This is a genomic window from Xanthomonas sp. NCPPB 4037 (assembly GCF_041475695.2).
GTDB lineage: Bacteria > Pseudomonadota > Gammaproteobacteria > Xanthomonadales > Xanthomonadaceae > Xanthomonas > Xanthomonas campestris.
In genome coordinates this window covers 2,371,862-2,398,624 of the sequence record NZ_CM191261.1, presented here as the reverse complement: position 1 = coordinate 2,398,624, position 26,763 = coordinate 2,371,862, and the positions used below count along the sequence as shown (strand labels likewise).

The 26,763-nt window shown below is 64.9% G+C and carries 22 protein-coding genes and 1 riboswitch; of the genes, 7 read left to right on the top strand and 15 right to left on the bottom strand.

Annotated features, from left to right (window positions below; translation table 11 throughout):
• Positions 1 to 8: 8 nt before the first annotated feature.
• The 8 genes from ACCQ01_RS10650 to ndk form a co-directional block, all read right to left on the bottom strand.
• Positions 9 to 1,229: a molybdopterin molybdotransferase MoeA gene (locus ACCQ01_RS10650; RefSeq protein ID WP_228432950.1), complete on the bottom strand. Its 1,221-nt coding sequence runs from the start codon at positions 1,227 to 1,229 to the stop codon at positions 9 to 11.
• A gap of 31 nt (positions 1,230 to 1,260) precedes the next feature.
• Positions 1,261 to 2,658 (bottom strand): ribosome biogenesis GTPase Der, encoded by a 1,398-nt coding sequence (gene der, locus ACCQ01_RS10645; RefSeq protein WP_011037150.1) that lies wholly within the window; start codon positions 2,656 to 2,658, stop codon positions 1,261 to 1,263.
• A 10-nt stretch (positions 2,659 to 2,668) separates the two neighbouring features.
• Complete coding sequence (gene bamB / locus ACCQ01_RS10640; protein WP_228432949.1) at positions 2,669 to 3,886, bottom strand: outer membrane protein assembly factor BamB; 1,218 nt, start codon at positions 3,884 to 3,886, stop codon at positions 2,669 to 2,671.
• Complete coding sequence (locus ACCQ01_RS10635; RefSeq protein ID WP_011037148.1) at positions 3,886 to 4,524, bottom strand: YfgM family protein; 639 nt, start codon at positions 4,522 to 4,524, stop codon at positions 3,886 to 3,888. Before ACCQ01_RS10635 ends, bamB begins: the two co-directional genes overlap by 1 nt.
• Positions 4,525 to 4,594: 70 nt before the next feature.
• Positions 4,595 to 5,449 carry a helix-turn-helix domain-containing protein gene (locus tag ACCQ01_RS10630; RefSeq protein ID WP_228432948.1) on the bottom strand — a complete coding sequence of 285 codons (855 nt, stop codon included), beginning with the start codon at positions 5,447 to 5,449 and terminating at the stop codon, positions 4,595 to 4,597.
• Positions 5,446 to 6,228, bottom strand: a complete 783-nt coding sequence (locus tag ACCQ01_RS10625; protein WP_228432982.1) for a tetratricopeptide repeat protein — start codon at positions 6,226 to 6,228, stop codon at positions 5,446 to 5,448. Before ACCQ01_RS10625 ends, ACCQ01_RS10630 begins: the two co-directional genes overlap by 4 nt.
• Positions 6,229 to 6,238: 10 nt before the next feature.
• Positions 6,239 to 7,444, bottom strand: a complete 1,206-nt coding sequence (rlmN, locus tag ACCQ01_RS10620; RefSeq protein ID WP_040941316.1) for a dual-specificity RNA methyltransferase RlmN — start codon at positions 7,442 to 7,444, stop codon at positions 6,239 to 6,241.
• 18 nt (positions 7,445 to 7,462) lie between these two features.
• Entirely contained in the window at positions 7,463 to 7,888 is a 426-nt protein-coding gene (ndk, locus tag ACCQ01_RS10615) for a nucleoside-diphosphate kinase (protein ID WP_002812972.1), read from the bottom strand.
• A gap of 218 nt (positions 7,889 to 8,106) precedes the next feature.
• Here ndk and ACCQ01_RS10610 point away from each other — a divergent pair, with 218 nt between their 5' ends.
• From ACCQ01_RS10610 to ACCQ01_RS10600, 3 genes are all read left to right on the top strand, one after another.
• Entirely contained in the window at positions 8,107 to 8,739 is a 633-nt protein-coding gene (locus ACCQ01_RS10610; protein ID WP_011037144.1) for a TetR/AcrR family transcriptional regulator, read from the top strand.
• Positions 8,740 to 8,764: 25 nt separating this feature from the next.
• Complete coding sequence (locus ACCQ01_RS10605; protein ID WP_228432947.1) at positions 8,765 to 11,137, top strand: 3-hydroxyacyl-CoA dehydrogenase/enoyl-CoA hydratase family protein; 2,373 nt, start codon at positions 8,765 to 8,767, stop codon at positions 11,135 to 11,137.
• 155 nt (positions 11,138 to 11,292) lie between these two features.
• On the top strand, positions 11,293 to 12,498 hold the full coding sequence (locus ACCQ01_RS10600) for an acetyl-CoA C-acyltransferase (RefSeq protein ID WP_005991024.1): 1,206 nt from the start codon (positions 11,293 to 11,295) through the stop codon (positions 12,496 to 12,498).
• 106 nt (positions 12,499 to 12,604) lie between these two features.
• On the opposite strand, the gene crcB is transcribed toward ACCQ01_RS10600, so the two are convergent.
• The 5 genes from crcB to ACCQ01_RS10575 form a co-directional block, all read right to left on the bottom strand.
• Positions 12,605 to 13,006: a fluoride efflux transporter CrcB gene (crcB, locus tag ACCQ01_RS10595; protein WP_070693060.1), complete on the bottom strand. Its 402-nt coding sequence runs from the start codon at positions 13,004 to 13,006 to the stop codon at positions 12,605 to 12,607.
• Positions 13,007 to 13,118: 112 nt separating this feature from the next.
• A riboswitch (Fluoride riboswitch) is annotated at positions 13,119 to 13,189 on the bottom strand.
• 2 nt (positions 13,190 to 13,191) lie between these two features.
• Entirely contained in the window at positions 13,192 to 14,481 is a 1,290-nt protein-coding gene (locus tag ACCQ01_RS10590; protein WP_267132100.1) for a replication-associated recombination protein A, read from the bottom strand.
• A gap of 173 nt (positions 14,482 to 14,654) precedes the next feature.
• On the bottom strand, positions 14,655 to 15,284 hold the full coding sequence (gene lolA / locus ACCQ01_RS10585) for an outer membrane lipoprotein periplasmic chaperone LolA (protein ID WP_228432945.1): 630 nt from the start codon (positions 15,282 to 15,284) through the stop codon (positions 14,655 to 14,657).
• Between the two features lie 105 nt (positions 15,285 to 15,389).
• Positions 15,390 to 17,315, bottom strand: coding sequence for a DUF3857 domain-containing transglutaminase family protein (locus tag ACCQ01_RS10580; protein WP_228432944.1), 1,926 nt, complete (start codon positions 17,313 to 17,315; stop codon positions 15,390 to 15,392).
• Positions 17,316 to 17,449: 134 nt separating this feature from the next.
• Positions 17,450 to 19,810 carry a DNA translocase FtsK gene (locus tag ACCQ01_RS10575; RefSeq protein WP_228432943.1) on the bottom strand — a complete coding sequence of 787 codons (2,361 nt, stop codon included), beginning with the start codon at positions 19,808 to 19,810 and terminating at the stop codon, positions 17,450 to 17,452.
• Between the two features lie 285 nt (positions 19,811 to 20,095).
• On the opposite strand from ACCQ01_RS10575, the gene trxB reads away from it, so the two are divergent.
• From trxB to infA, 4 genes are all read left to right on the top strand, one after another.
• The gene (gene trxB / locus ACCQ01_RS10570) at positions 20,096 to 21,064 is read left to right on the top strand and encodes a thioredoxin-disulfide reductase (RefSeq protein WP_228432942.1); all 969 of its coding nucleotides are present in this window, start codon (positions 20,096 to 20,098) and stop codon (positions 21,062 to 21,064) included.
• Positions 21,065 to 21,121: 57 nt separating this feature from the next.
• Entirely contained in the window at positions 21,122 to 22,240 is a 1,119-nt protein-coding gene (locus tag ACCQ01_RS10565; protein WP_228432941.1) for a GNAT family N-acetyltransferase, read from the top strand.
• Positions 22,241 to 22,281: 41 nt separating this feature from the next.
• A complete protein-coding gene (gene aat / locus ACCQ01_RS10560; RefSeq protein WP_228432940.1) occupies positions 22,282 to 23,031 on the top strand; it encodes a leucyl/phenylalanyl-tRNA--protein transferase in 750 nt (249 codons plus the stop codon).
• Between the two features lie 80 nt (positions 23,032 to 23,111).
• Positions 23,112 to 23,330, top strand: coding sequence for a translation initiation factor IF-1 (gene infA / locus ACCQ01_RS10555; RefSeq protein WP_002813418.1), 219 nt, complete (start codon positions 23,112 to 23,114; stop codon positions 23,328 to 23,330).
• 394 nt (positions 23,331 to 23,724) lie between these two features.
• Here infA and clpA read toward each other — a convergent pair whose 3' ends face one another.
• Positions 23,725 to 26,007 (bottom strand): ATP-dependent Clp protease ATP-binding subunit ClpA, encoded by a 2,283-nt coding sequence (gene clpA, locus ACCQ01_RS10550; RefSeq protein ID WP_012438364.1) that lies wholly within the window; start codon positions 26,005 to 26,007, stop codon positions 23,725 to 23,727.
• A 143-nt stretch (positions 26,008 to 26,150) separates the two neighbouring features.
• Entirely contained in the window at positions 26,151 to 26,471 is a 321-nt protein-coding gene (clpS, locus tag ACCQ01_RS10545) for an ATP-dependent Clp protease adapter ClpS (protein WP_029217216.1), read from the bottom strand.
• Between the last annotated feature and the right edge of the window lie 292 nt (positions 26,472 to 26,763).

Sequence of the window (26,763 nt, the reverse complement as noted above, 5' to 3'; positions counted from 1 at the left end):
CACGGCGGCTACAACGCGTAAGGAATCACCCGCACCACCTCGCCCGCTTCGTAGTGACGCGCCGGTTCCGGCAGCACGATCAATACGTTGCTGTCGGCCGCGCCGCGCAGCAGATGCGAAGCATCGCCACGGTGGGGCGTCGCGACCAGGCGGCCATCGGAACCACAGTCCAGCCGGCCGCGCAGAAATTCCAGGCGTTCGTGGCGCTTGTCCCAGGGCGCCGACAAGGCCGCATGCCACACCGGCCGCGGCTCGCTGCGGCTCTGCAGGGCATCCAGCAGCGGCACGCCGTAGGCGATCAACGTCGCCAGCACCGACACCGGATTGCCCGGCAGGCCCAACACCAGGCAGCGGCCGATCTGCCCCAGCACCGCCGGCATCCCCGGGCGCATACGCACGCGCCAGAAATGGATCTGCCCCAATTCCTGGATCAGGCGAGGCAGATAGTCCTTTTCGCCAGCCGACACGCCGCCACAGGTGATCACCACATCGAAGGCCGCCGCCGCATCTTCCAGCATGGTGCGGATGCGCTGCGGATCGTCCGGCAAGGTTGGCCAGGCGGTCGGCGCATAGCCCAGTGCCCGCAGCTGCGCCATCAACATGTCGCGGTTGCTGTTGTAGATCTGCCCTGGCCCCAGCGGCATGCCCGGCTCCACCAGCTCATCGCCGGTCGCCAGCACCGCAATGGTTGGGCGCGGCGCCACCGCAAGCCGCGACACGCCCAGCGCGGCGGCAAGGCCAATCCGCGCCGGGGTGAGGACCTGGCCGGGCTGGATCACCAGATCGCCCGCGCGCACGTCGCTGCCCGCCAGGCGCACCGCCGCCCCCAGTGTCGGGCGCGTGCGCAGGTGCACCAGCCCGGCCTGCTCGTCGGCGTCTTCCTTCGGCACCACAGTGTCGGCACCGGCCGGCAACGGCGCGCCGGTGGTGATGCGCAGGCATTGCCCGGCAGTCAGCGTGCCGCTCCAGGAGTCGCCGGCAAACTGCTCGCCCACCAGCTGCAGGCGCACGTCCTCGCCCAGCGTATCGGCGTGGCGCACGGCAAAGCCGTCCATTGAGCTATTGGCGAACGGCGGCAGCGATAGCGGCGCGATCAGGTCGGCGGCGGAGATCCTGCCGTCGGCACGCGAGGTGGCGATGTTCTCGTCGGGCAGGCGGCTGTTCGCCGCAACGGCGCGGAGAATCTCCAGTGCCCGTGCGTAAGGAATGCGGGAGGGATAGTCGGTCATGGCGCGCAGGATACCAGCGCGCCGTGCCGGCTTACTTGCCCTTGACGTGCCGCATCAGGCGACGCTTCCGCGCGATCTGCCGATCGGAGAGCGGATTCTTCTTGCCCTCGTACGGGTTGGCACCCTCGCGGAAGATGAAGCGCACCGGCGTGCCGACCAGCTTGAAGCGCTTACGGAAGAAGTTTTCCAGATAACGCTTGTACGACTCCGGCAGCACCTTCAGGCGCGTGCCATGCACGATGAAGGTGGGCGGATTGGCGCCACCGGGGTGCACATAACGCAGCTTGGAGACATGCCCGCGAATGCTCGGCGGCGGGTTGGTCTCGTAGGCAATTTCCAGCGCCTGGTTCACTTCGCTGGTGCTGAACTCATGCGTGGCCGATGCATGCGCACGATGGATCGCCTGAAACAGCTCACGCATGCCCGAGCCGTGCAACGCGGAGATCCGCACGGCTTCGGCCCAGTTCACAAAGCCCAGCTTGCGCGACAACAAGTCCTCGGCCTGGGCACGCTGATAGTCGCTCTGCCCATCCCACTTGTTGATCGCCACCACCAGTGCGCGGCCCGCATCGAGAATCGCACCGAGAATGGTCGCGTCCTGATCGGTCACACCTTCGGTCGCATCCAGCATCAGCACCGCGACCTGGCATTGCTCGATCGCTTGCAGCGTCTTGAAGGCGCTGAATTTCTCGACCGCCTCTTCCACCTTGCCGCGGCGACGCAGGCCGGCCGTGTCGATCAGGCGGTACTGGCGCCCGTCACGCTCCAGGTCCACGGCGATGGAATCGCGCGTGGTCCCGGGAACTTCCGACGCGATCATCCGCTCCTCGCCCAGCAGGCGATTGACCAGCGTCGACTTGCCCACGTTCGGGCGGCCCACGAATGCAATACGCACGCGCGCGGGGTCGTTATCGAGCAATTCGCCAGCGCCTTCCTCCGGCAAACGCGCACCGACTTCTTCCAGCAAGTCGTCGATGCCCTGCCGATGGGCGGCCGACAGCGCCACCACATCGGAGAAGCCATAGCGCGAAAACTCCGAACGCACCGATTCTTCATCGGTACCGTCGATCTTGTTGATCACCAGCACGGTCGGCCGGGCCAGCTTGCGCAGCCAGGCCAGGATTTCGTCGTCCAGCGACGAGGCGCCCTCGCGGCCATCAACCACGAACAACACCAGATCGGCTTCGCCAGCCGCAGCACGTGCCTGGCGCGCGGTGGCGCCGGCCAAGCCCTCCTCGTCGCCGGCGATACCACCGGTATCGACCACGATGAAGGGCTGTTGCTCGTCGAGCCGGCAGACGCCGTAGTTGCGGTCGCGGGTGACGCCAGGCTGGTCATGGACCAGCGCGTCACGGGTGCGCGTCAGCGCATTGAAGATGGTGGACTTGCCGACATTGGGCCGTCCAACCAGGGCGACCAGGGGCAGCATCGCAAGGTCCTTATTGTGCCAACCGGAAGGCGGTGATATCGCCGTCGGTATTTTGTACCAGCAGAATGCCATCAACGACCAGCGGCTGTGCCAGCAGCGTGTCGCGTCCAGCGCGAGCGCGCGCGGCCAGAGCACCGTCGCTGAGTTTCAGCCAGTGCAGGTAGCCCTTGTAATCCCCCACCACGGCGTAATCACCCTGGATGACCACACCGGTCAACGAGCGGCGTGCAAGCGCAGCCTGCGACCACATCGCCGCACCGCTGGACTTGTCCAGGCCCCACACCGAACCGGCGTTGTCGGCCACCACCACCACGCTGGACGACACGCCCGGACCGCCGGCACCGCCGTGATCGCGTGTCCACAGCGGACGGCCACTGGGGCCTTCCAGGGCGAGGGTTTCGTTCTTGAAGCTGGTTGCGTACAGGGTGGTGCCATCCAGCACCGGGGCGCCATCCACGTCGGACATGCGCTCCAGCTCGGTGCGGCCTTCCGGCACGCCGATCGCCTGTTCCCACAACGGGCGGCCATCCTGCAGCGCCAGGGCGCTCAGGGTGCCGACATCGTTGCCGACAAACACCACGCCCGGGCCGGTCACGATCGGCGCATTGCCGCGCACCGACAGGGTCGGACCTTCCTCGGCATGGAACCAGCGGCGCTCGCCGGTGGCTGCATCGAACGCACTCACGCGGCCGTCGTTGCTGCGCACCAGCACCAGGCTCTGCGCGATCGCAGGCGCGGCGATGACTTCGTTCGGCACCTTGGCCCGCCACTTCTCGGTGCCGTCGGCCTGATTCAGCGCGATCACGTCACCGGAAAGCGTGCCGATCACCACCAGGCCCTCGCCCACACCCGGACCACCGGACAGGCGCTGCTTGAACTTGCGATCGTTGCGCTCTTCTTTCTTGGGCTTGTATTCCCACACGCGCTTGCCGGTCTGCAGATCCAGCGCCTGCACGCCACCGGTGATGGCGGCCGCATACACCTTGCCATCTGCCACGGCCGGACGCTGACGCACACCGATGTGCCCCTCGCCCTTGCCCACGCCGGTAGACCACAGCTTGTCGACCTTGACCGAAGGCTCGAACTTGACCAGTTCGGCCGGTTCCTGCGCCTTCTTGGCAGCCGCGTCCTTGCCTGCGAACCAGCCCTTGACGGTGCTGCAACCCGCCAGCGACATGCCCATCAGGGCGATCAATGCAACGCGCTTGTACATATCAACCTGCTTCATCAAATCGGCTCCGCCGGATCGGGCACGGTGCCGCCCACATCCATCAGCTTGGTTTCCAGCAGGCGGCGCTGCGGCGATGCCACATCCACCGTTGCCAGTGCCTTGGTATAGAGCGCGCGTGCTTCGTCGCGCTTGCCCTGCTTCACCAGCGCATCGGCGCGGATTTCCAGGCTGGTGTGATCCTGCGCATCGGCCAGCAGCTTGATCGCCTCATCCGGCTTGCCGCTGTCGGTCAGCACGCGCGCCAGGCGCTGCTGCACGATCTGCTTGAGCTCGCCTTCGGCGGGCACATCACGCAATGTCTTGATCGCTTCGGCGGTCTTGCCGGCATCCATCTGGGCCTTGGCCAGGCGCAGCGCAGCGAGCTCGGCGTAAACGCCACCCTTGCCGTCGTCCAGCGCCACGATGTCCTTAGCGGCCTTGTCCAGGTCCTTGCCCTGGATGGACTTGACCACGGCCTCGTAGCGGGCATTGGCCTCCACCGACGCGGTCGTGTTGCGCTTCTGCCACCACTGCCACCCCAGGATCAGGGCCAGTCCCAGCAGGACTCCGCCAATCAGACCCGCGCCATTCTTTCTCAACCAGGAACGAACCCGTTCACCTTGTTCGTGTTCGTCGAGCAGATCGTCGATCGCCATGCGTACTCTCGCTCCGCCACCTGCAGGCGCGGAACATCAAAAGGGGAAAATGAAAAACCGCAGTCCGCTTCTATTCGGAAGCAGGCACCACGGAGCCGTCGGAGGATACCGCAAAACGTGCCACGTTAGCGCGCTGGAACGGCTTCACGTCGACGATACTGCCGCCTTGCTGAACCTCTACCGCTGATGCATTGCCCAGCACCACACGGCCGATCTGGCCCGGCGAATAGGTGCGTTGCTCGCCGGCACGGATCAACGCTTTTTCCACCGCGCTGCCATCCGGTGCCAGGATCTGCACCCAGCTGTCACCGCTGAAACGCAACGACAACGTGCCCGCACTGCTGGCGGGCGGGGCCTCGGCAGCAGGCGTGGCCCGGGGCACCGGCGTCATCGACGCGATATACGGCGCCGGCTGTTCACGCGGCACGGAAGACGGTGGCTCGGCAGTCCGCGCGGGCGTGCCGGTCTTGGCAGCATCCGGCACGCTGTCCAGCGACACGGTGCTTGGCCCCTGTCCATCCAGGTGCGAGCGCGTGGCGTACCACACCGGCACTGCGAACACGCCGGTGATCACGACGTACATCGCCTTGCGAGCGGTGCTTTCCAGAATCCGCCGGGCACGCGGTGTATGCGTGTGACTGACCAGCTTGACCGGTTCAACCGGCGCAATCGTGGTTTGCTGCAGCAGCGGATCCAGATCGACACGCAGCAGGCGCGCGTAGCTGCGCAACTGCCCGCGCACGAAGACCGGCGCGCCGAGACGCTGCCATTCTTCCTGTTCGAGCGAACGCACCACGTGGGCCGGCATGCGCAGCTTGCCTGCCACATCGTCCACGCTCAGACCTGCCGCTTCGCGCGCGTCGCGCAACTGCTGCCCGCATCCCTTTTCCTGCTCGAAAGGATTCGGATTGGAATCACTGATCACAATGCATTGGCCCCAGGAGTAGCGGTCGCTGCGTCAGGAAATTCCTTGACCAACCGCTGTTGATAACGGCCGGCAGCTACCATGTCGCCGAGCCCTTGCTCAATCTGAATGGCGAGTTGTAACACGGAAGCAGTTGCCGGTGCAGCCGCGAGCCGTCGTTCGACGAATGCGCGGGCTTCGAAAAAGCCTTTACGCTGGACTTCATAACGCGCCATGGATTCAAGCGCATAGGCGTTGGTGGGTTCCAGATCGAGCGCTTTGCGCAACTCGCGCACAGCACGCTCCGGCTGACCCGCCTGCAAGGCGCAGCCACCTGCGTTGGCCAAGGCAGGCGCCGGCGCGTAGGTCTGGTCACCCAGTGCACGATCAAACCATGCAAGCGACTCCGCCGCCTTGCCGTTGCCGCACAACCAGGCGCCATAGTTGTTGAGCACATCACCGCGCTGCGGTGCCAGTTCGGCGGTACGGCGATAGGTGTCGCCTGCAGCGAGATTGCCCTGCCCCTGTTGAATCACGCCCAGGAACATCAGCGCGTCGATCGAGTTGGGCGTCTTCTTCAACACGTCGCGCACTAGCTGCTCTGCAGCGGCGTAATCGCCGCTCTGCATGCGGTTGTTGGCGAGCCCCAGCTTCTGCTCCAGTGCCAGGCGATCGCGCGTGGCCGAGCTGTCACGGAAATCGTAATTGGGCGCAACCTGCTCAACACTCCTGATCTTGCCAGGCTTCGCATTGCGCCCGCCGCAGCCAACCGCGCTGAGCGCGATCACTGCGGCCGCCATTAACGCGATATCACGCTGCCGCATCTCGATCGGCCTGCCCTTCCAATGTGCGGCGGAATTCCGCCTGGCGACGGGTCCGGTCCATGACCTGGCCCTTGAGCTGACCACAGGCTGCATCGATATCGTCGCCACGCGTGCGGCGTACCATCGTCAGCACCTGCGCATCGAGCAGGATCTTCTGGAATGCGCGGATCTCGGTTTCGCCAGAGCGCTCGTAGCGCGTGCCGGGAAACGGGTTGAACGGAATCAGGTTGACCTTGCCGGCATCCTTGGACTGCACGGCATTGTCGAACTGCCGCATCAGCCGGGCCAGCTGACGCGCATGCTCGGGCTGGTCGTTGATGCCCTTCATCAAGGTGTATTCAAACGTCACCGAGTCGCGCTTCTTATTGCCGCGCAGGTAGCGCGCGCACGACTCCATCAACTCGGCGATCGGGTACTTCTTGTTCAACGGCACCAGTGACTCGCGCAGTGCATCGTTGGCGGCATGCAGCGAAACGGCCAGCGACACGTCGCTTTCGGTGGCCAGCCGGTCGATCATCGGCACCAGGCCCGAGGTGGACAGCGTCACCCGCTTGCTGGCCAGGCCGTAGCCCAGATCGTCGCGCATCACGCTCATCGCGCGCACGACGTTGTCGAAATTCATCAGTGGCTCACCCATGCCCATCATCACCACGTTGGTGAGACGACGCTGCTGGTGCGGCACATTGCCCAGATGGCGCGCGGCAACCCAGACCTGCCCGATGATCTCGGCGGTGGTGAGGTTGCGGTTGAAGCCCTGGGTGGCGGTCGAACAGAAGGTGCAGTTCAAGCCGCAGCCGACCTGGGAAGACACGCACAGCGTGCCACGGCCCTTGTCGGGGATATAGACCGTCTCGATCGCATTCTTGCCGTCGGTCCCCATGGCCAGCAGCCACTTGTGGGTGCCGTCGGTCGACGGTTTGTCGAACACGACATTCGGGACGAGGACCTCGGCGTGCTGGTGCAACTTCGCACGCAGCGCCTTGCCGAGGTCCGTCATCTGGTCGAAATCAGTGACGTAGCGATGATGAATCCACTTCATCACCTGATGGGCACGGTAGCGCGCCTCGCCGAGCGTATCGGCGAAGAAGTGCTCCAGTCCCTCGCGGTCGAGGTCGAGCAGGTTCTGCTTGTGCACCGTTGCAGCCGGGACGGGAACGTCCAGCAACACGGAGGGGATCACGACCTCATTCACGATTCGACTCTCTCGGCCTCAGCGCGAGACCACTTCAGTTGCAGCAAAGAAATACGCGACTTCGTTAGCAGCATTCTCGACCGAGTCCGAGCCGTGGGCGGCGTTGGCATCGATCGAATCAGCGAAGTCGGCACGGATGGTGCCCGGTGCGGCGTCCTTCGGGTTGGTGGCGCCCAGCAGGTCGCGGTGTGCGGCCACGGCGTTCTCGCCTTCCAGCGCCTGGATCATCACCGGGCCGGAGATCATGAACTCGACCAGCGCGTTGAAGAACGGACGCTCGCGGTGCACGGCGTAGAAGCCTTCGGCTTCGCGGCGCGACAGCTGCTTGTACTTGGCGGCCACGACCTTCAGGCCAGCCTTCTCGAAGCGGCTGTAGATTTCACCGATGACGTTCTTGGCGACGGCGTCGGGCTTGATGATGGACAGGGTGCGCTCCAGCGCCATGGGAGAATCTCCGTTGGGCGGGCCACTGAAGGCCCGAGGTTATCATGAAAAAAACCCGCGTCAAAACGCGGGCTTAGCCTTCTTTGCGATGGTCAATTCTATCCCGTCGTCCTTACCTTTGCATACCAGGCCCTGAATCGTGCTGCAGTGCGGCATGACCATGGCGTCGGCGAGCCCGTAGACTCAAACAATCGTTTGATTGAGCGCCACGCCTGTCCATGCCCAAGCCCGCCCACTTCTCGACCAAGGACCGCATCCTCAGCGCGGCCGAGGAGCTGTTCGCACAGCACGGGTTCGCCGGCACCTCGCTGCGCCAGCTCACCACCCAGGCCGACGTCAATATCGCCGCGGTCAACTACCACTTCGGCTCCAAGGAAAACCTGGTCAACGAGGTGTTCCGCCGGCGCATGGACGAGATGACCGCCGCACGGCTGCAGCAGCTCGAGGCCGCCAAGCGTAGCCAGCCGGGCGAACTCACTGCGGTGCTGGCCGCGTTCGTGGAGCCGGCGCTGGCCATGGCCCAGGACCGCCAGAGTGGCGGCGCCTTCGTCCGCGTGATCGCCAGGGCCTATGCCGAAAAGAACGACAACCTGCGCAAGTTCCTCTCCGACCATTACGGCCATGTGCTGCGCGAGTTCGGCAAGGCCATCGCCGGCTGCGTGCCGGGCCTGAGCAAGGAGGAGCTGTACTGGCGCCTGGATTTCCTGGCCGGAGCGCTCACCTATGCCATGGCCGATTTCGGCCTCATCAAACGCCCGGCGGGCGTGAGCGAGGCCGACCATCGCGCGCACGCCGCGCGCGAACTGATTCGTTTCGCGGAACCCGGTTTCCGCACCCATTCCACACCGTAGTCGCACTCACCAAAGGCTCATCGCTATGTCCAATCCGTTGCTAGTCCGTCGCGCCGCCGTGCTCGGTGCCGGCGTCATGGGCGCACAGATCGCCGCGCACCTCACCAACGCCGGTGTCGACACCGTGCTGTTCGACCTGCCCGCCAAGGAAGGTCCGGCTGATGGCATCGTGCTCAAGGCCATCGCCAACCTGGGCAAGCTCAGCCCCGCCCCGCTCGCCAGCAAGGCGCTGGCCGAGGCGATCACGCCGGCCAACTACGAGAGCGGGCTGGAGCAGCTGCGCGACTGCGACCTGATCATCGAGGCGATTGCCGAGCGGATGGACTGGAAGCAGGACCTGTACAAGAAGATCGCCCCGTTCGTCTCCGAGCATGCGGTGCTGGCCTCCAATACGTCCGGGCTGGGCATCAACAAGCTGTCGGACGTGCTGCCGGAGCAGCTGCGCCATCGCTTCTGCGGCGTGCACTTCTTCAACCCGCCGCGGTATATGCACCTGGCCGAGCTGATTCCGGCCAAGGGCACCGACAAGGCCGTGCTCGAAGGCCTGGAAAGCTTCCTGGTCACCACGCTCGGCAAGGGTGTGGTGTACGCCAAGGACACCCCGAACTTCATCGGTAACCGCATCGGCGTGTTCTCGATTCTGTCCACCATCCACCACACCGCCGAGTTCGGCCTGGGCTTCGATGAAGTCGATGGCCTGACCGGCCCGCTGGTCGGCCGCCCGAAGTCGGCGACCTACCGCACCTCGGACGTGGTCGGCCTGGACACCATGGCGCACGTGATCAAGACCATGGGCGACACCCTGCCGGACGACCCGTGGCACCAGTATTTCAAGTCGCCGAAGTGGCTGGAGGCGCTGATCGCCAAGGGTGCGCTTGGCCAGAAGGTCGGCGCCGGCATCTTCCGCAAGGTCGGCAAGGACATCGTGGTGCTGGACCTGGAGAAGCAGGATTACCGCGCCGCCGATCGCAGCGCTGCGCCGGAAGTGGTCGAGATCCTGAAGATCAAGAACCCGGCCGAAAAGTTCGCCAAGCTGCGCGAGAGCCAGCATCCGCAGGCGCAGTTCCTGTGGGCGACGTTCCGCGACCTGTTCCACTACAGCGCCTATCACCTGGCCGACATTGCCGAGACCGCGCGCGATGTGGATCTGGCGATCCGCTGGGGCTACGGTTGGTCGCTGGGCCCGTTCGAAACCTGGCAGGCCGCCGGCTGGAAGCAGGTAGCGCAGTGGATTGCCGAAGACATTGCCAGCGGCAAGAGCATGAGCAGCGCGCCGCTGCCGAACTGGGTGTTCGACGGCCGCGATGGCGTGCACGCGGCCGAGGGCTCCTACAGCCCGGCGCGCGATGCCAAGCTGCCGCGTTCGGCGCTGCCGGTGTACAAGCGCCAGCGCTTCCCAGACCCGCTGCTGGGCGAGCAGTTTTCGCCGGGCGAGACGGTGTTCGAAAACGACGGCGTGCGCATGTGGCACGACGGCGACGACATCGCGGTGGTCAGCTTCAAGACCAAGATGAACACCGTGTCCGATCACGTGCTCAATGGCCTGCAGGAAGTTGTTGGCCGCGCGGAGAAAGACTTCGCCGGCCTGGTGATCTGGCAGCAGAAGGAACCCTTCTCCGCCGGCGCCGATCTGGCCGGTGCGCTGGGCCTGTTGCAGGCCGGCAAGGTCGATGCGTTCGAGGCGATGGTCGCCAACTTCCAGGCCACCAGCCAGCGCATCAAGTACGCGCAGGTGCCGGTAATCTCGGCGGTGCGCGGCCTGGCACTGGGCGGTGGCTGCGAGTTCCAGATGCACAGCGCCAAGACGGTGGCCTCGCTGGAAAGCTATATCGGTCTGGTCGAAGCTGGCGTCGGCCTGCTGCCGGCCGGTGGTGGCCTCAAGGAGTTGGCGGTGCGCGCTTCGGTGGCGGCCGGCCCTGGCGGCGACGTGTTCGCCGAACTCAAGAAGACCTTCGAGACCGTGGCGATGGCCAAGGTGTCCAACTCGGCGGTCAATGCCAAGGAACTGGGCCTGCTGCGTGCCACCGACAAGGTGGTGTTCAACGGCTATGAAGCCCTGCACATTGCCAAGGCCGAAGCGCGTGCACTGGCCGAAGGCGGCTACCGCGCGCCGCTGCCGGCACGCCGCATCCAGGTGGCCGGCGACGTCGGTATCGCCACCTTCAAGATGCTGCTGGTCAACATGCTGGAAGGCCGCTTCATCAGTGAATACGACTACGAGATCGCCACCCGCATCGCCACCGTGGTGTGCGGCGGCGAGATCGACCGCGGCGCGCTGGTGGACGAGGAATGGCTGCTCAAGCTGGAGCGCAAGCACTTCGTCGAGCTGGCCCAGCAGGAAAAGACCAAGGCACGCATCGGCCACATGCTCAAGACGGGCAAGCCGCTGAGGAACTGAGAATCGGGAATGGGGAATCGGGAATGGTGAAAGCCAAATCGATTCCCTGCTCCTCCCACTATTCTGCCGGTCGATGTCGAGGGTGAACTCAGGCGAATCCGCAGTCGCGATTCCCGATTCCCTACTCCCCATTCCCGGCTTTCGGAGAAAGCCACATGAGCAAGCAGATTCAAGAAGCCTACATCGTTGCCGCCACGCGTACGCCGGTGGGCAAGGCGCCGAAGGGCGTGTTCCGCAATACCCGTCCTGACGACATGCTGGCGCACGTGCTGCGTGCGGTGGTGGCGCAGGCGCCGGGCATCGATTTGTCGAGGATCGACGATGCCATCATCGGGTGCGCGATGCCCGAGGGCGAGCAAGGCATGAATGTGGCGCGCATCGGCGTGCTGCTGGCCGGTCTGCCGAATACGGTGGCCGGGCAGACCATCAACCGCTTCTGTTCGTCCGGCATCCAGGCCGTGGCGATGGCGGCCGACCAGATCCGTCTGGGTAATGCCGACCTGATGCTGGCCGGCGGCACCGAGTCGATGTCGATGGTGCCGATGATGGGCAACAAGGTCGCGATGTCGCCGAATGTGTTCGCCGACGACCACGTGGCGATTGCCTACGGCATGGGCATCACCGCCGAGAAGGTCGCCGAGGAATGGAAGGTCTCGCGCGAAGATCAGGATGCATTCGCGCTGGCCTCGCACCAGAAAGCCATCGCGGCCATTGCGGCTGGCGAGTTCCGCGACGAAATCACTCCGTACGAAATCCTGTCGCATCAGCCCGACCTGGCCGGCAACGTGATTGCGCTGCGCAAGCGCCTGGTCGACACCGATGAAGGCCCGCGTCCGGACAGCTCGCTCGAAGGTTTGGCCAAGCTGCGTCCGGTGTTCCGTAACGGCCAGTTCGGCGGCAGCGTCACTGCCGGCAATTCCTCGCAGATGAGCGATGGTGCCGGCGCGGTGCTGCTGGCCTCCGAACAGGCAATCAAGGATTACGGCCTGACCCCGCTAGCCCGTTTTGTCAGCTTCTCGGTGGCCGGCGTGCGCCCGGAAGTGATGGGCATCGGCCCGATCGCCGCGATTCCCAAGGCGCTCAAGCAGGCCGGCCTGACCAAGGACCAGATCGACTGGATCGAACTCAACGAAGCCTTCGCGGCGCAGGCACTGGCAGTGATCCGCGACAGCGAACTGGATCCGTCCAAGGTCAACCCGCTGGGCGGCGCGATCGCGCTGGGCCATCCGCTGGGCGCCACCGGCGCGATCCGTGCAGCCACCCTGGTCCACGGCCTGCGCCGTCGTCAGCAGAAGTACGGCATGGTCACCATGTGCATCGGCACCGGCATGGGTGCTGCGGGCATCATCGAAGCGCTGTAAGCGCAACGCGGCGGGCCGGCAACGCGGGCTCGTCGCGCCGGATGCTGTAAAGACCGAAGGCGTGCTCAAGCACGCCTTCGGTCGTTTCAGCGCTGCGGCGAAACCATCAACGCGCAACCAGCCATTGGCCGGTACGTGCGCCCGCAAACACCAGCGCCAGCCCGGCGAGCAGCGTCACCGCCAGATAGAGACCGATCAGGGTGGACCGCTCGGTGCGTGCGAACACCAGGCACTCCATCATCAGCGACGAGAACGTCGTCAGCCCACCCATCACACCGACGATCAGCAAGGCGCGCAACGCCCAACTCGCTGGCCCGCGCGCATCCAGCCAGACCATCAACAGGCCGGCGAAAAAAGCACCGACCAAGTTAACGGTCAGCGTTCCCCAGGGAAATCCCGTGCCGAAGCGCTGCAGCAGCGATGCACCAATGGCAAAGCGCAGGCCGGAGCCCACCGCGCCGCCCGCCATAGCCAGCAGCGCCTGTTGCCACCACACCGGCGCACTCATTGGAGCACCGTGAGCAGGGCACAGACAGGTCTTGAAGGCTTAGAACGCATCATCGGCATGCTCCTCGGTCGATACATCGCGATGCCGGGACAGCGGCCTGCCGCCCCGGCGTGGGTGGGCAGGCATCATCAGCGCACTGAACAAGCGCGCGGTTCAAGGAGGAATGCCATCTCCAGTGCAGCAGATTATGCGGTGGGCTTGCGGCCCTTGTCAGCACGGGCCTGTTCGCGTGCTTCGCGTAGCCGGTCGAGCTTTTCCTTGAGCTTGATCTCCAGCCCGCGCGGCACCGGGTTGTAGTACACCCGCTCGCCCATCGCATCCGGAAAGCCGGTCTGGCCCAGCGCGATGCCGCCTTCGGCATCGTGGTCGTACTGGTAATCCTGGCCGTAGCCGAGCGTCTTCATCAACTTGGTCGGCGCGTTGCGCAGATGCAGCGGCACTTCCTGGGTGCCGGTGGCGCGCACCTCGGCCTTGGCCTGATTGAAGGCGGCATAACCGGCATTGGACTTGGCGGTACTGGCCAGATACAGCACCAACTGCGCAAAGGCCAGCTCGCCTTCCGGGCTGCCCAGGCGCTCGAAGATGTCCCAGGCCTCCAGCGCCATGCTCTGCGCGCGCGGATCGGCCAGGCCGATGTCCTCGATCGCCATGCGGGTCAGCCGGCGGGCGAGATACGCGGGGTCGCAACCGCCATCGAGCATGCGGGTGAGCCAGTACAACGCGGCATCGGGATTGGAACTGCGCACCGACTTGTGCAGCGCGGAGATCTGGTCGTAGAACTGCTCGCCATTCTTGTCGAAGCGGCGGGTGCGATCGGCCAGGACCTGCAGCAGCGTTTGCGGCGTGATTTCACCGCCCTCGCCCGTTGCCAGCTCCGCGGCGATTTCCAGCAGCGTCAACGCGCGGCGCACATCGCCATCGGCGGCGCTGGCGATTTCCAGCAACGAGGCATCGGTGACCTGGATGGTCTCCTGCCCCAGCCCGCGCTCGCTGTCCTGCAATGCGCGCTGCAAGGCCTCAACGATGTCTTGCGGCGAGACCGCTTCCAGCACATGCACGCGGCAGCGCGACAACAAGGCCGAGTTCAACTCGAAAGACGGATTTTCGGTGGTGGCGCCCACAAACAGGATGGTGCCGCGCTCGATATGCGGCAGGAAGGCATCCTGCTGCGCTTTGTTGAAGCGGTGCACCTCGTCGACGAACAACACCGTGCGCCGGCCGCTGGCAAAGCGTTGCGCGGCCTCGGCCAGCACCTGGCGCACCTCCGGCAAGCCGGACAGCACCGCGGAAATGGCCTTGAATTCCGCATCGGCGTAATGCGCCAGCAGTAGCGCCAGCGTGGTCTTGCCGCAGCCCGGCGGACCCCACAGGATCATCGAGTGCACGCGGCCGGATTCGACCGCGCGCCGCAACGCGCTATTGGGTGCCAGCAGACGTTTTTGACCCACCATCCCGTCGAGCGTACGCGGCCGCATGCGTTCGGCCAGCGGACGCAGATGATCGCCATCCACGCTCAGCAGATCGGCGGTTTCGACAGGGAGCCTGGTACGTGCCACGTGCGTAGTCTAGCGCGCCGGCATGCGGGGCCGATGGCAACGCAGCATTGCGCCGGCGCTGCTGCGTGCACTGATTGGCACCGCTGCCATGGTTACTGCGCGTCGCCCACTACATCCACACCCTTGGCGGGCGTGAAGCGGAAGGTGTCGGCGGCGAATGCGGGGTTGCGCTTCCAGCCCTCGAAGGTGATCGCCGTGCGTTGGCCCACCGCATCGACGATTTCCATCCTGGCCAGACCCTGCTTGCCGAAGCCGAGCGAGGCCATCTGGAAGCTGGCTTCGGTATCGACCTTGGGTGTCAGCGACAGCCACTGCAAGCCATCACGCTCGGCGGCTTCTTCGCTGACGTCGTATTGCTTGTCCAGACGCGCCGGGTCGATCAACGCGGTCAACGGGCTGTTCTGTTCTTCGGTGCCCTGCACGCGAACGGTCACCTGCTCCAGGTCGGGGTCGAACACCCAGACCTTCTTGCCGTCGGCCACAATCAGTTGCTTGTACGGCTTGGCATATTCCCAGCGGAACAGACGCGGCGCCGACAACGCAACGCGGCCGCTGGAGGTTTCCTTGGCGCGGCCATTGGCATCGGTGACCTTCTGGCTGAACTGCCCGTCCAGGCCCTTCAAGCCGCGAGTGAAGGCATCCAGCTCCTGACGTGCGCCGGCGAAAGCGGTACCGGCGAGCAAGGCGGTGGCGAGGACGGCGTAACGGAACTGGCGATGCATCGCGGTCTTCCAAAAGGGACTAGGTGAATTCTGAAGCTTCCTGGATGAATGGGCGAGCAGTGTCGGCGGCCGATGTTCAGCCGCGTGTGCCCGCCTGCTTCACCCTCACCGCGCGGTCTGCACCCGCGAGAGGTCGCCGTAGACGATCTGCCCACGGAAGCCGCGGCGCACTTGCTGATACAGCTCGCGGAAGGCGCGGTAATCCTGCGGCTGGCACAGTGCCTGCGGCCCGCGAATGGCGGCGCGTTGCAGGCGATGCACCGCAGTCACGGTCTGGCCCTTGCGGGTCCAGTCCACGGCATACTCGCCGGCCGCATTGCGGAACGTACTGCTGCGCGGAATGGCAATGATCGGCACGGTGTCCGGAAAGGTCACCGCATAGGTTTCTTCGCGCACGCTGTCGTTGCAGTAGAACGGGGTGAGATTGTCTTCGGCCGAGGTGGTCGTATAGATCGCCCGCGTCGATTCAGCGCCTGGCATATCCGGCAAGGTCATGCCGCCGACCACCGAGAAATCCACCGCGTCGTTGGCCTGAAAGCGATAGCGGTAGTTGAATGGCGCATCCAGGTCGAGTGGATCGCCCTGGATCAACAGATCGCCGGTGCCGTCGAAACCGGACTGGGCAATGATGGATTCCTCGATGCGGTTGCGGTTCTGCGCATTGAGCTGCACAAACATCGCCCGCAAACCCACCTCGCCGGTCTGGCCGCTGTCCAGCGTGGTCAGCCCTTCCAGGCCACCTTGCGGGGTGAAGCGGTACTCGGTGCGGGCCACGTAGCGGTTGAGCTTGCGATCATTCGGCGGCGTCTGCGTGACCTTGCCATCCAGTGTGTGCACCACCGGTGCGCCGAGATCCCCGGCAGGCAGCTGGCCGAAGCGCGCATAGGGGTTGGTGGAATCCACGTACAGATCGAATGCCGGGATATAGGTGATGGCGTGATTGAACCGCCCCAGCACCGGGATCGGCGGCAGCGTCGGCCCGCCTTCGGCGCCGATCAACACCGGCGTGCTGGCGATGCCCTTGGCGGCCAGCAGTGCTTCCAGGATGACGGTGTGATCCTTGCAGTCGCCATAGTGGTTGGCCAGGATGCTGTCGGCACTGTTGGGCTCCAGCCCGCCGTTGCCCAGGTACACCGCCACGTAGCGAATGTTGCGCGCCACCCAGGCGTACAACGCCGCCGCCTGCGCGCGCGGCGCGTCGATGCCGCGGGTTACCTCATCGGCCAGCGACTGGATCGCCGGCGTCACTGCTGCTGCCCGCCCGCCTTTGACGTGATACGCCAGACCCATCTGCGACCAGCTGTCGAAGGTGCTGGCCATCAGCGTGGGGCTGAACTCCCAGGTGGCCGCGCTCCAGTTCTGGTTCTTCATCGGTACGGCGCGCTGGTAATGCCACTCCCAGCGCGCCTGGTCGCCCCGCACCACCGGCTTGGTGCTGCCTTCCAGCCCACGCACCGACAGGTGCATCGGCAGTGACTTCGGCGCGACCAGGGTGACAACCGCATCGTCGTACTGCGCAAACACGCTGAAGGTCTCCCACAGGCTGAAATACCCGGGGAAATACGGCGTGTTCTGCGCGCGGCGCACGCGGTAGATGATGCGCGCGCCCGGCGCAAGATTCGGGAACACCACCACCTTGACCTTGCGGTCGGCATACATCGCTGCCGACGCGCTGGAGTAGCTTTCCTGGGTGTAGATCTTGTCGGCCGCCACGTCCTGGCGCAGCCCTTCGGCGGTGATGGTGTAGGCCTCGAGCACGTCGAGGGTTTCCATCTTTTCGCTGTAACTCAGCCGCACCTGGCTGAACTGCTCGACCGCCGATTTGGTCTTGAGCAGGACCTCGTAGGTGTCCGTTTCCACACTGCTGGCGTCGTCACGCACTTCGTAGTCGGCGCGGTAGCGCACGAAGCTGTAGTTGGTGTCAGCCTGGGCGCGCGCCGCCGATGCGGGCGCGGCCGCTTGCTGCTGCGCCTGGCCCAGCAGCGGCATGGAAAAAAGCAGCACACACAACAACAAGGGACAACGCAGCATGGGTCTCGATCGCGGCGGACCGGAGCGGCCCTTGGTTTACAGGGTAGCCGTTGCGCCCGCCAGACGCATGGACGCGCCTCCAGAAACGGCCGATACACGGCGCCGACACCGTAGCGACGTACGCCATGGCAGGCTCAGCTTTTCGGCGGCGGCGGCGCCAGCACGGTGCGGTCGCCGTTGTGTTCGGGCGGGCTGACCACGCCCGCCGCCTCCATCGCCTCGATCAACCGCGCAGCGCGGTTGTAGCCGATCTTCAAGCGACGTTGCACGCCCGAAATGGACGCGCGCCGGGTCTCGGTGACGATGCGCAGTGCCTCGTCGTACAGCGGGTCGGACTCGTCGCCACCGCCGCCACTGCTTTCAGGCAACCCGGTCGCGCCAACCACGGTGCCATCGCCCATGGTCTGCACTTCATCCAGCACGCCGTCCACATACGCCACTGGCCCGCTGGCCTTGAGATGCTCGACCACCCGATGCACTTCTTCGTCGCTGACAAAGGCGCCATGCACGCGGTCCGGCAACGCCGTGCCCGGCGGCAGGTACAACATGTCGCCATTGCCCAGCAACGCCTCGGCACCGGACTGATCCAGGATGGTGCGCGAGTCGATCTTGGAGCTGACCTGGAACGCCACGCGGGTCGGGATATTGGCCTTGATCAGGCCGGTGATCACATCCACCGAGGGGCGTTGGGTGGCCAGAATGAGGTGGATGCCGGCCGCACGTGCCTTCTGTGCCAGGCGCGCAATGAGCTCTTCGACCTTCTTGCCGACGATCATCATCATGTCGGCGAATTCGTCGATGAAGATGACGATGAACGGCAGCGTTTCCAGCGGCCGCGGCGCTTCACCCAGTTCCGGGTTCGGCTTGAACAGCGGATCCATCATCGGCTGGCCGGCGTCCTCGGCATCCTTGACCTTCTTGTTGAAGCCGGCCAGGTTGCGCACGCCCACCGCGCTCATCAGTTTGTAGCGGCGCTCCATCTCGGCCACGCACCAGCGCAGGCCATTGGCGGCCTCCTTCATGTCGGTGACCACCGGCGCCAGCAGATGCGGGATGCCCTGGTAGACGCTCAGTTCGAGCATCTTCGGGTCGATCATCAGCATTCGCAGTTCCTTGTGCGAGGCCTTGAACAGCAGGCTCAACACCATCGCATTCACCGCCACCGACTTGCCCGAACCAGTGGTACCGGCCACCAGCAAGTGCGGCATGCGCGCCAGATCGGCGACCGTCGGGCGGCCGGCGATGTCCTTGCCCAGGGCCAGCGTCAACGGGCTGGCCGACTTGTCGTATTCCTTGGAGCGCAGCAACTCGGACAGGAAGATCATCTCGCGGGTAACGTTGGGGATCTCCAACCCCACCACCGACTTACCCGGAATCACGTCCACCACGCGCACCGACTTCACCGACAACCCGCGTGCGATGTCCTTGTCCAGCGAACTGATCTGGCTGACCTTCACGCCGGGCGCGGGCTCGATCTCGAACCGGGTAATCACCGGGCCCGGATATGCACCGACCACCTGCGCCTCGATGCGGAAATCCTTGAGCTTGAATTCGATCTGCCGCGACAGCGTTTCCAGCGTCTCTTCCGAATACCCCTTGGCCTGCGGCTTGGGGTCGTCCAGTAGCGCGAGCGGCGGCAGATCCGAGCCGTCGGTGCTCACGCCCTGGAACATCGGGATCTGGGTATCGCGCTTGGCGCGCTCGCTCTTTTCCACCACCGGTGCCGGTGGCGGCTCGATCTTGACCGGCTCGCGCTTGGCCTGCTTGACCGCATCGACCTTGCGCACTTCCTCGCGTTCTTCGCGCATCACGCGGGTCTGCTGCCACTCAGTGGCCTGATGCGACTTGCGCTGCAGCAACGGTCCCAGCGCCAGCACCCACTTGCCGATGCGCTCCATCACCACGAACCAAGACAACCCGGTCGCCAGCGTGATCGACACCAGCAGCAGCACCACCACGAACAAGTTCGCCCCCAGCGCACCGAACCCGGCGCTGAGCGAATTGCTCACCAGCCGGCCCAGGATGCCGCCCGCGCCAGCCACGTCGCCATTGAACAGGCGCAGGTGCAGGAAGCCGGTCGAGGCAATCAGGAAGCCGACCATGCCGACCAGGCGCAAGGCCGGGCCCAGGTCGGCCTCGGCCTGCCCTTCCTTGTCCATGCCGAACAAGGCGATCCAGGCCACTGCGCCCAACACCACCGGCAACAGGAAGGCCACGTAGCCAAACAGCTGCAGCAGCACATCGGCAATCCAGGCGCCTACCCGGCCGCCCATGTTGTGCACCGGTGCGACCACGCTGCCGGTCTGCGACCAGCCCGGGTCCGCCGCTGAATAGGTGAACAGGCTCGCCAACAGGTACAGCAACAGCGGCGCAACCGCGATCAGCGCCAGATCGCGCCAGAGCTTCTGCCGACGGGGATTGTCCGCGGCCGCCGGCTTGCGCGACGACGACTTGCCCTCTGCGGGCTTGCTGCGTTCGGGAACCTGCTTTGCCACCTGTAGCCAGACCTTAGAAAAATGCTGTTAGTGGTTGATAATAAACGACTGAGTGCACAGTTTCAGCAGCCACGCATCGGATCGCCAGCAACCCGCGCCGCAGCCAACGAAAAACGCCGCACAGGGCGGCGTCGAAAGCGCGAATGGGGATGACCATGCCATCGGCGGTCCAAGCAGTTCCATCGCGCCGCCTTGATTCACCGGGTGGGGACCGCCACTCTATGCCGCCACAGGGACGCTGATTGCACCGCGCCAACCCTGCCTTTTCCTAGATCGCGAGTATACATGAGCGCCTCCTCTGCCAGTCCCGCCAAGCATTCCCGCCTGCTGATCCTCGGCTCCGGCCCGGCCGGCTGGACCGCCGCGGTCTACGCCGCCCGCGCCAACCTCAAGCCGGTAGTGATCACCGGGCTGCAGCAAGGCGGCCAGCTGATGACCACCACCGAGGTGGACAACTGGCCGGGCGACCCCCACGGCTTGATGGGCCCGGACCTGATGAGCCGCATGCAGGCGCATGCCGAGCGCTTCGATACCGAGGTCATCTTCGACCACATCCATACCGCCGACCTGTCGCAGCGCCCGTTCCGGCTGATCGGCGACAGCGCCGAGTACACCTGCGACGCTTTGATCATCGCCACCGGCGCCACCGCCAAGTATCTGGGCATCCCCACCGAAGAAGCGTTCAAGGGCCGCGGCGTGTCCGCCTGCGCCACCTGCGACGGCTTCTTCTACAAGGACCAGGACGTGGTGGTGGTCGGCGGCGGCAACACCGCGGTCGAAGAAGCGCTGTACCTGTCCAACATTGCCCGCAAGGTCTACCTGGTGCACCGCCGCGACACACTGCGCGCCGAAAAGATCATGCAGGACAAGCTGTTCGCCAAGGTGGCGGCCGGCAAGATCGAAACCGTCTGGCACCATGCCATCGAAGAAGTGCTGGGCAACGATGCCGGCGTGACCGGCGTGCGGGTCAAGTCCACCGTCGACGGCAGCACCCGCGACATCGACGCGCACGGCTTCTTTGTCGCCATCGGCCACCACCCCAATACGCAGTTGTTCGACGGCCAGCTGGCCATGAACAACGGCTACCTGGAGATCCGCTCCGGCCTGAACGGCGCGGCGACCGAGACCTCGGTGGCCGGCGTGTTCGCCGCCGGCGATGTCGCCGACCAGCATTATCGCCAGGCAATCACCTCGGCTGGTTTCGGCTGCATGGCCGCGTTGGATGCCGAACGCTATCTGGACAAGAGCGCCTAAGGTGATGGCTGGCCGACGGCCCCACCCGCAGGCTCCTGGCGCTAGAGGGGCAGCGGCGTGAGCGTGACTGCGCGCTGGTGCCGCCAGCTTGCGGAGATACCCGCCGGCGCCTGGGACAGCCTGCATGACGGCGCGCACCCCTTCGTTTCCTACGCCTTCCTCGAAGGCATGGAGCGCGAGGGCTGCCTTCGCCCGGACTGGGGCTGGCAGGCACTGCACCTGACGTTATGGGACGGCGACACCCTGGTCGCCGCTGCCCCGGGCTACCTCAAGAACAACTCCCATGGCGAATTCGTGTTCGACCACGCCTGGGCGCATGCCTATGCCCGCTACGGCCAGGACTACTTCCCCAAGTGGTTGTGCGGGGTGCCGTACTCGCCGGTGACCGGCCCCCGCTTGCTGGGCGACCCGCGCTGGCATACGCACCTGCTCGACGGCATACGCACCCTGGCGGAAAGCGCCGGCCTGTCGTCTGCGCACGTCAATTTTTATCCCGCCAATGAGGACGCGGCATTCACCGCAGAGTGGCTGGAGCGCAACGACCTGCAATACCACTGGCACAACGCGACCGGCTGGGCCGACTTCGAGGCCTACCTGGCCGCGATGAACCACAAGCACCGCAAGAACATCCGCCAGGAGCGCGCCAAGGTGCAGCGCGCCGGGGTGCGTTTTCGTGTGCTGCATGGTGACGAGGCCAGCGCTGCCGATCTGGATGCGATGTACGGCTTCTACCTCAAGACCTTCAACGAATACGGCAATTCGCCCGCGCTGACGCCCGAATTCCTGCAGCACCTGGCGCAGCACCTGCCGCGGCAGTTGGTGATGTTCCTGGCCGAGCTGGACGGGCAACCCATCGCCGGGGCGCTATGCCTGCGCGGCGGCGACACCCTGTACGGCCGCTATTGGGGCGGCGAAGCACTGCCCGGCCTGCATTTTGAAACCTGCTACTACCAGGGCATCGAGTATTGCCTGCGCGAAGGCCTCACCCGCTTCGAACCCGGCGCCCAGGGGCAACACAAGATTGCGCGCGGCTTCCTGCCCACCCTGGTGCGCAGCCGCCACTGGATTGCCGACCCCGGCTTCCGTGAGCCGCTGGCGCAGTGGTGCGCCGATGAGCGTGCCGCCGTGGCCCAGCATGCCGTCGAGCTGGCCGAACACAGCCCGTTCCGCGACTGACGACGTCGCCGCAGCCCAGACCGCGCCGCTAGACTCTGCGCATGTCGCGCACCCTGCCCCATCTGTTGTCACCGGATCCTGCAAGCCCGTTCCCACCCGCCGAGCACGCCTTGCGCGAGCCCGATGGGCTGCTCGCCATCGGCGGCGACCTGCACCCGCAGCGGCTACTCAACGCCTACGCGCACGGAATCTTTCCCTGGTTCTCCGACGGCCAACCGCTGCTGTGGTGGAGCCCGAACCCGCGCACCGTGTTCCGCACCGACGCCATCCACCTGTCGTCCCGCTTCAGGCGGCAGCTGCGCACATGCACCTGGACCCTGTGCGCCGACACGGCATTTGCGCAGGTCATCGCCGCCTGCGCGTCGAGCCCGCGCCCTGGCCAGGACGGCACCTGGATTACCGACCAGATGCAGGAGGCCTACCTGGACCTGCACAGACGCGGCCACGCGCATTCAGTCGAAGTGTTCGACGGCGCGCGTCTGGTAGGCGGCATCTATGGGGTTGCGATCGGTCAGATGTTCTTCGGCGAAAGCATGTTCAGCGGCGCCAGTGGCGGCTCCAAGATTGCACTGGCAGCGCTCGCCGCCGAGCTGCATGGCCGCGGCTGGCCACTGATCGATGCGCAGGTAGAAAACCCGCACCTGATGCGCCTGGGCGCCCAACGCCTGCCACGCGAGCAGTTCCTGCGGCACGTAGCCACCCAGGTCGCATTGCCCGAGCCACCTGGCAGCTGGACGCAACGCTATGGCGAACGGCACGCAAGCGCGCTTGCAGGAGTCCGCTTAACATAAAATTTGCGCGTCGGCGAGATGGGGCGTAAAATACTGTCCCTTACGGCCCTGCCGGGCCAACCGTGATTGCACAGGATTACATGTCGAAAGACGACTCCATTGAATTCGAAGGCAGCGTCAGCGAGACGCTCCCCAACACCACGTTCCGGGTCAAGCTGGAAAACGGGCATGAAATCATCGCCCACATCTCCGGCCGTATGCGCAAGAACTACATCCGCATCCTCACCGGCGACCGTGTCAAAGTTGAGATGACGCCGTACGACCTCACCAAGGGTCGTATTACCTACCGCATGAAGTAAGCGGTTCTGGTATCAAGACGCGAAGCGGCCAAGTGCCGCTTTTTGTCGTGCCTGGGTTTTATTTTCCACTCGTGTGATCGCGTTACATGGGCGGGCTTTCGTCTGCGCGCTGATCTGTGCGTTGACGTTCTCGGCGGCCGATAGCGCAGTTGCGTGACACACCCGCAGACCATGTGATTGTTCGACCGCTGCAGCGCGGCTCCGGGCTCTACGCAGGGCATGGCGTCTGGTGGCTTACGGCGATCCTCCTGCACTGGGCGCCCGTGATGCGCCGGCACCCGCCCCAACGCTCCAGCATTACGCCAGACCGGTGCCGCTCCAGCTCCAGCGCGTTCAACACAAAAAAGCCGCTCTTTCGAGCGGCTTTTTTTCTAGCAGAGACAATCGAAGTCGATCAATCAACCGTAGCCGGCAACAGGCGCTCCGGTTCTGGATGCGCTTCGACCACCAGCTCGCCATCCTTGACGTCGATGTTGACGCGGCCACCTTCCACCAGCTTGCCGAACAGCAACTCGTCGGCCAGCGGGCGCTTGATCTTCTCCTGGATCACGCGCGACATCGGGCGCGCACCCATCAGCGGATCGAAGCCATGCTGAGCGAGCCAGTCGCGCGCGGTCGGCGTGGCCGACAGCGACACGTGCTTTTCCTGCAACAGCATTTCCAGCTCGATAATGAACTTGTCCACCACCCGCAGGATGTGGTCGAAGCCCAGCGGCTGGAACTGCACGATCGCATCCAGACGGTTGCGGAACTCCGGCGTGAAACCGCGGCGGATCGATTCCATCGCATCGGTGGAATGATCCTGCTTGGTGAAACCGATCGAACGACGCGAGGCCTGCGTGGCACCGGCGTTGGTCGTCATCACCAGGATCACGTTCTTGAAGTTCGCTTCGCGCCCGTTGGTATCGGTGAGGATGCCGCGGTCCATGACCTGCAACAGGATGTTGAAGATGTCCGGGTGCGCCTTCTCCACCTCGTCCAGCAGCAGCACGCAGTGCGGCGTCTTGACGATCTTTTCGGTCAGCAGGCCGCCCTGATCGAAGCCGACATAGCCCGGAGGCGCACCGATCAGACGGCTGATCGAATGCGCTTCCATGTACTCGGACATGTCGAACCGCACCAGCTCGATACCCAATTGCAGTGCGAGCTGCTTGGTGACCTCGGTCTTGCCCACACCGGTCGGGCCGGCGAACAGGAAGTTGCCGATCGGCTTCTCCGGATTGGCCAGGCCCGAGCGCGCCAGCTTGATCGAGCCAGCCAGCGTTTCGATCGCCGGGTTCTGCCCGAAGATCACCATCTTGAGGTTGCGCTCCAGATGCTGCAGCACGTCCTTGTCGGTCGCGCTGACCTGCTTGGCCGGAATACGCGCCATCTTGGCCACGATGGTCTCGATCTCTTCGATGTCGATGAGCTCCTTGCGCTGCCCTTCGGGCAACAGACGCTGGCGCGCACCGGCTTCGTCGATCACGTCGATGGCCTTGTCCGGCAGCAGACGGTCGCCAATGTGCTTGACTGAGAGATCCACCGCCGCCTGCAACGCGTCATCGGCATAGGTCACGCCGTGGTGCGCTTCGTACTTGGGCTTGAGGCCCTGCAGGATTTCGAAGGTTTCACCGACGGTCGGCTCGACGATGTCGATCTTCTGGAAGCGGCGTGCCAGGGCACGGTCCTTCTCGAAGATGCCGCGGTATTCCTGGAACGTGGTCGAGCCGATGCAGCGCAGTTCGCCCGACGCCAGTGCCGGCTTGATCAGGTTGGAGGCGTCCATGGTGCCGCCCGACGCCGAGCCCGCACCGATGATGGTGTGGATCTCGTCGATGAACAGCACCGCGTTCGGCACCTTCTTCAGCGCCGTCAGCACGCCCTTCAGACGCTTTTCGAAGTCGCCGCGGTACTTGGTGCCTGCGACCAGTGCGCCAAGGTCGAGCGAGAAGATCACCGCGTCGGCCAGCACTTCCGGCACGTCGGCATCGACGATGCGCTTGGCCAGGCCTTCGGCGATCGCGGTCTTGCCCACGCCGGCCTCGCCCACGTACAGCGGGTTGTTCTTGCGGCGGCGGCACAGGACCTGGATGGTGCGTTCGATCTCGTCCGCACGCCCGACCAGCGGGTCGATCTTGCCGTTACGAGCATGATCGTTCAGGTTGGTGGCGTACTCAGCCAGGGCATCGCCCTTGCCTTCGCCCTCGCCCGCATCGCTCTTGGGTTCACCATCGGAGGCGGACGGCTGCTCGCCGTCTTCACCCAGCTTGGCGATGCCGTGGGAAAGGTAATTGACGATATCCAGGCGGGTGATGTCCTGCTGATTCAGGAAGTACACCGCATGTGAGTCCTTTTCGCCGAAGATCGCCACCAACACATTGGCACCGGTGACCTCCTTCTTGCCGGAAGACTGCACGTGGTAGACGGCGCGTTGCAGCACGCGCTGGAAGCCCAGGGTGGGCTGCGTGTCGCGGCCATCGTCCTCGGCCAGGCGCGAGACCGAGGCCTCGATCGCCTGTTCCAGGTCAGTGTGTAGACGCACCTGGTCTGCACCGCAAGCCTTCAAGACGGCTTGCGCGGAGGGGTTGTCCAGCAGCGAGAGCAGCAGGTGTTCGACGGTCATGAATTCATGCCGCGCCTCACGGGCTCGCTTGTAGCACTGGCCGATGGTTTGCTCTAGGTCTTTGCTGAACATTGGTAACTCCGAACGGCTGTTGCCAACAATATGCGGCTTTTGTTGGGATTTTCCACAACCCTATCGGATAGGCATGTTCAGATGGCGTTAGCACGCCATTGCAGCGACACCGTTGCACTGCTGGAATGATCCAGCCAGACCGCTCAGGCCTGCTCCATCGTGCACAGCAGCGGGTGCTGGTTCATGCGCGAGAATTCGTTGACTTGGGCCACTTTGGACTCGGCAACCTCGCGGCTGTAGACGCCGCAGACGCCGCGCCCCCGCGTATGGACATGCAGCATCACCTGGGTGGCGCGCTCCAGATCCAGGTTGAAGAACTGCTGCAGCACGGTCACCACGAAGTCCATCGGGGTGTAGTCATCATTCAGCAGGAGCACCTGGTAACGCGGCGGTGGCGCCACTTCGGGCTTGCTGGTCTCAACCACTAGGCCGTGGTCGTGTTCGTGGGAGGTCTTACGAGGCATCCGGCCATTATACGGTCCCGCGCCCTCCGCATTGGACGATTTGGCCCCGCGCCCGCACAATTTGCGCCTGTTCTCCGGCCGGCCACTGATGACGTCTTCCCACACTGCGTTGCAATGGCACGCTCCGTGGCGCACTGCGCTACTGCCGGCATCCGCATTGGCGGCATGCAGTGTTGCACTGCGCCGCACTGCGGATGCCGCACCTAGCGCCCGCTGCGATCGATGGACGGCGCTTGTTTCCTGTGCGGCGCGGATCAATCTCCAGCCTGCCACTTCCTGGACCCAGTGACTG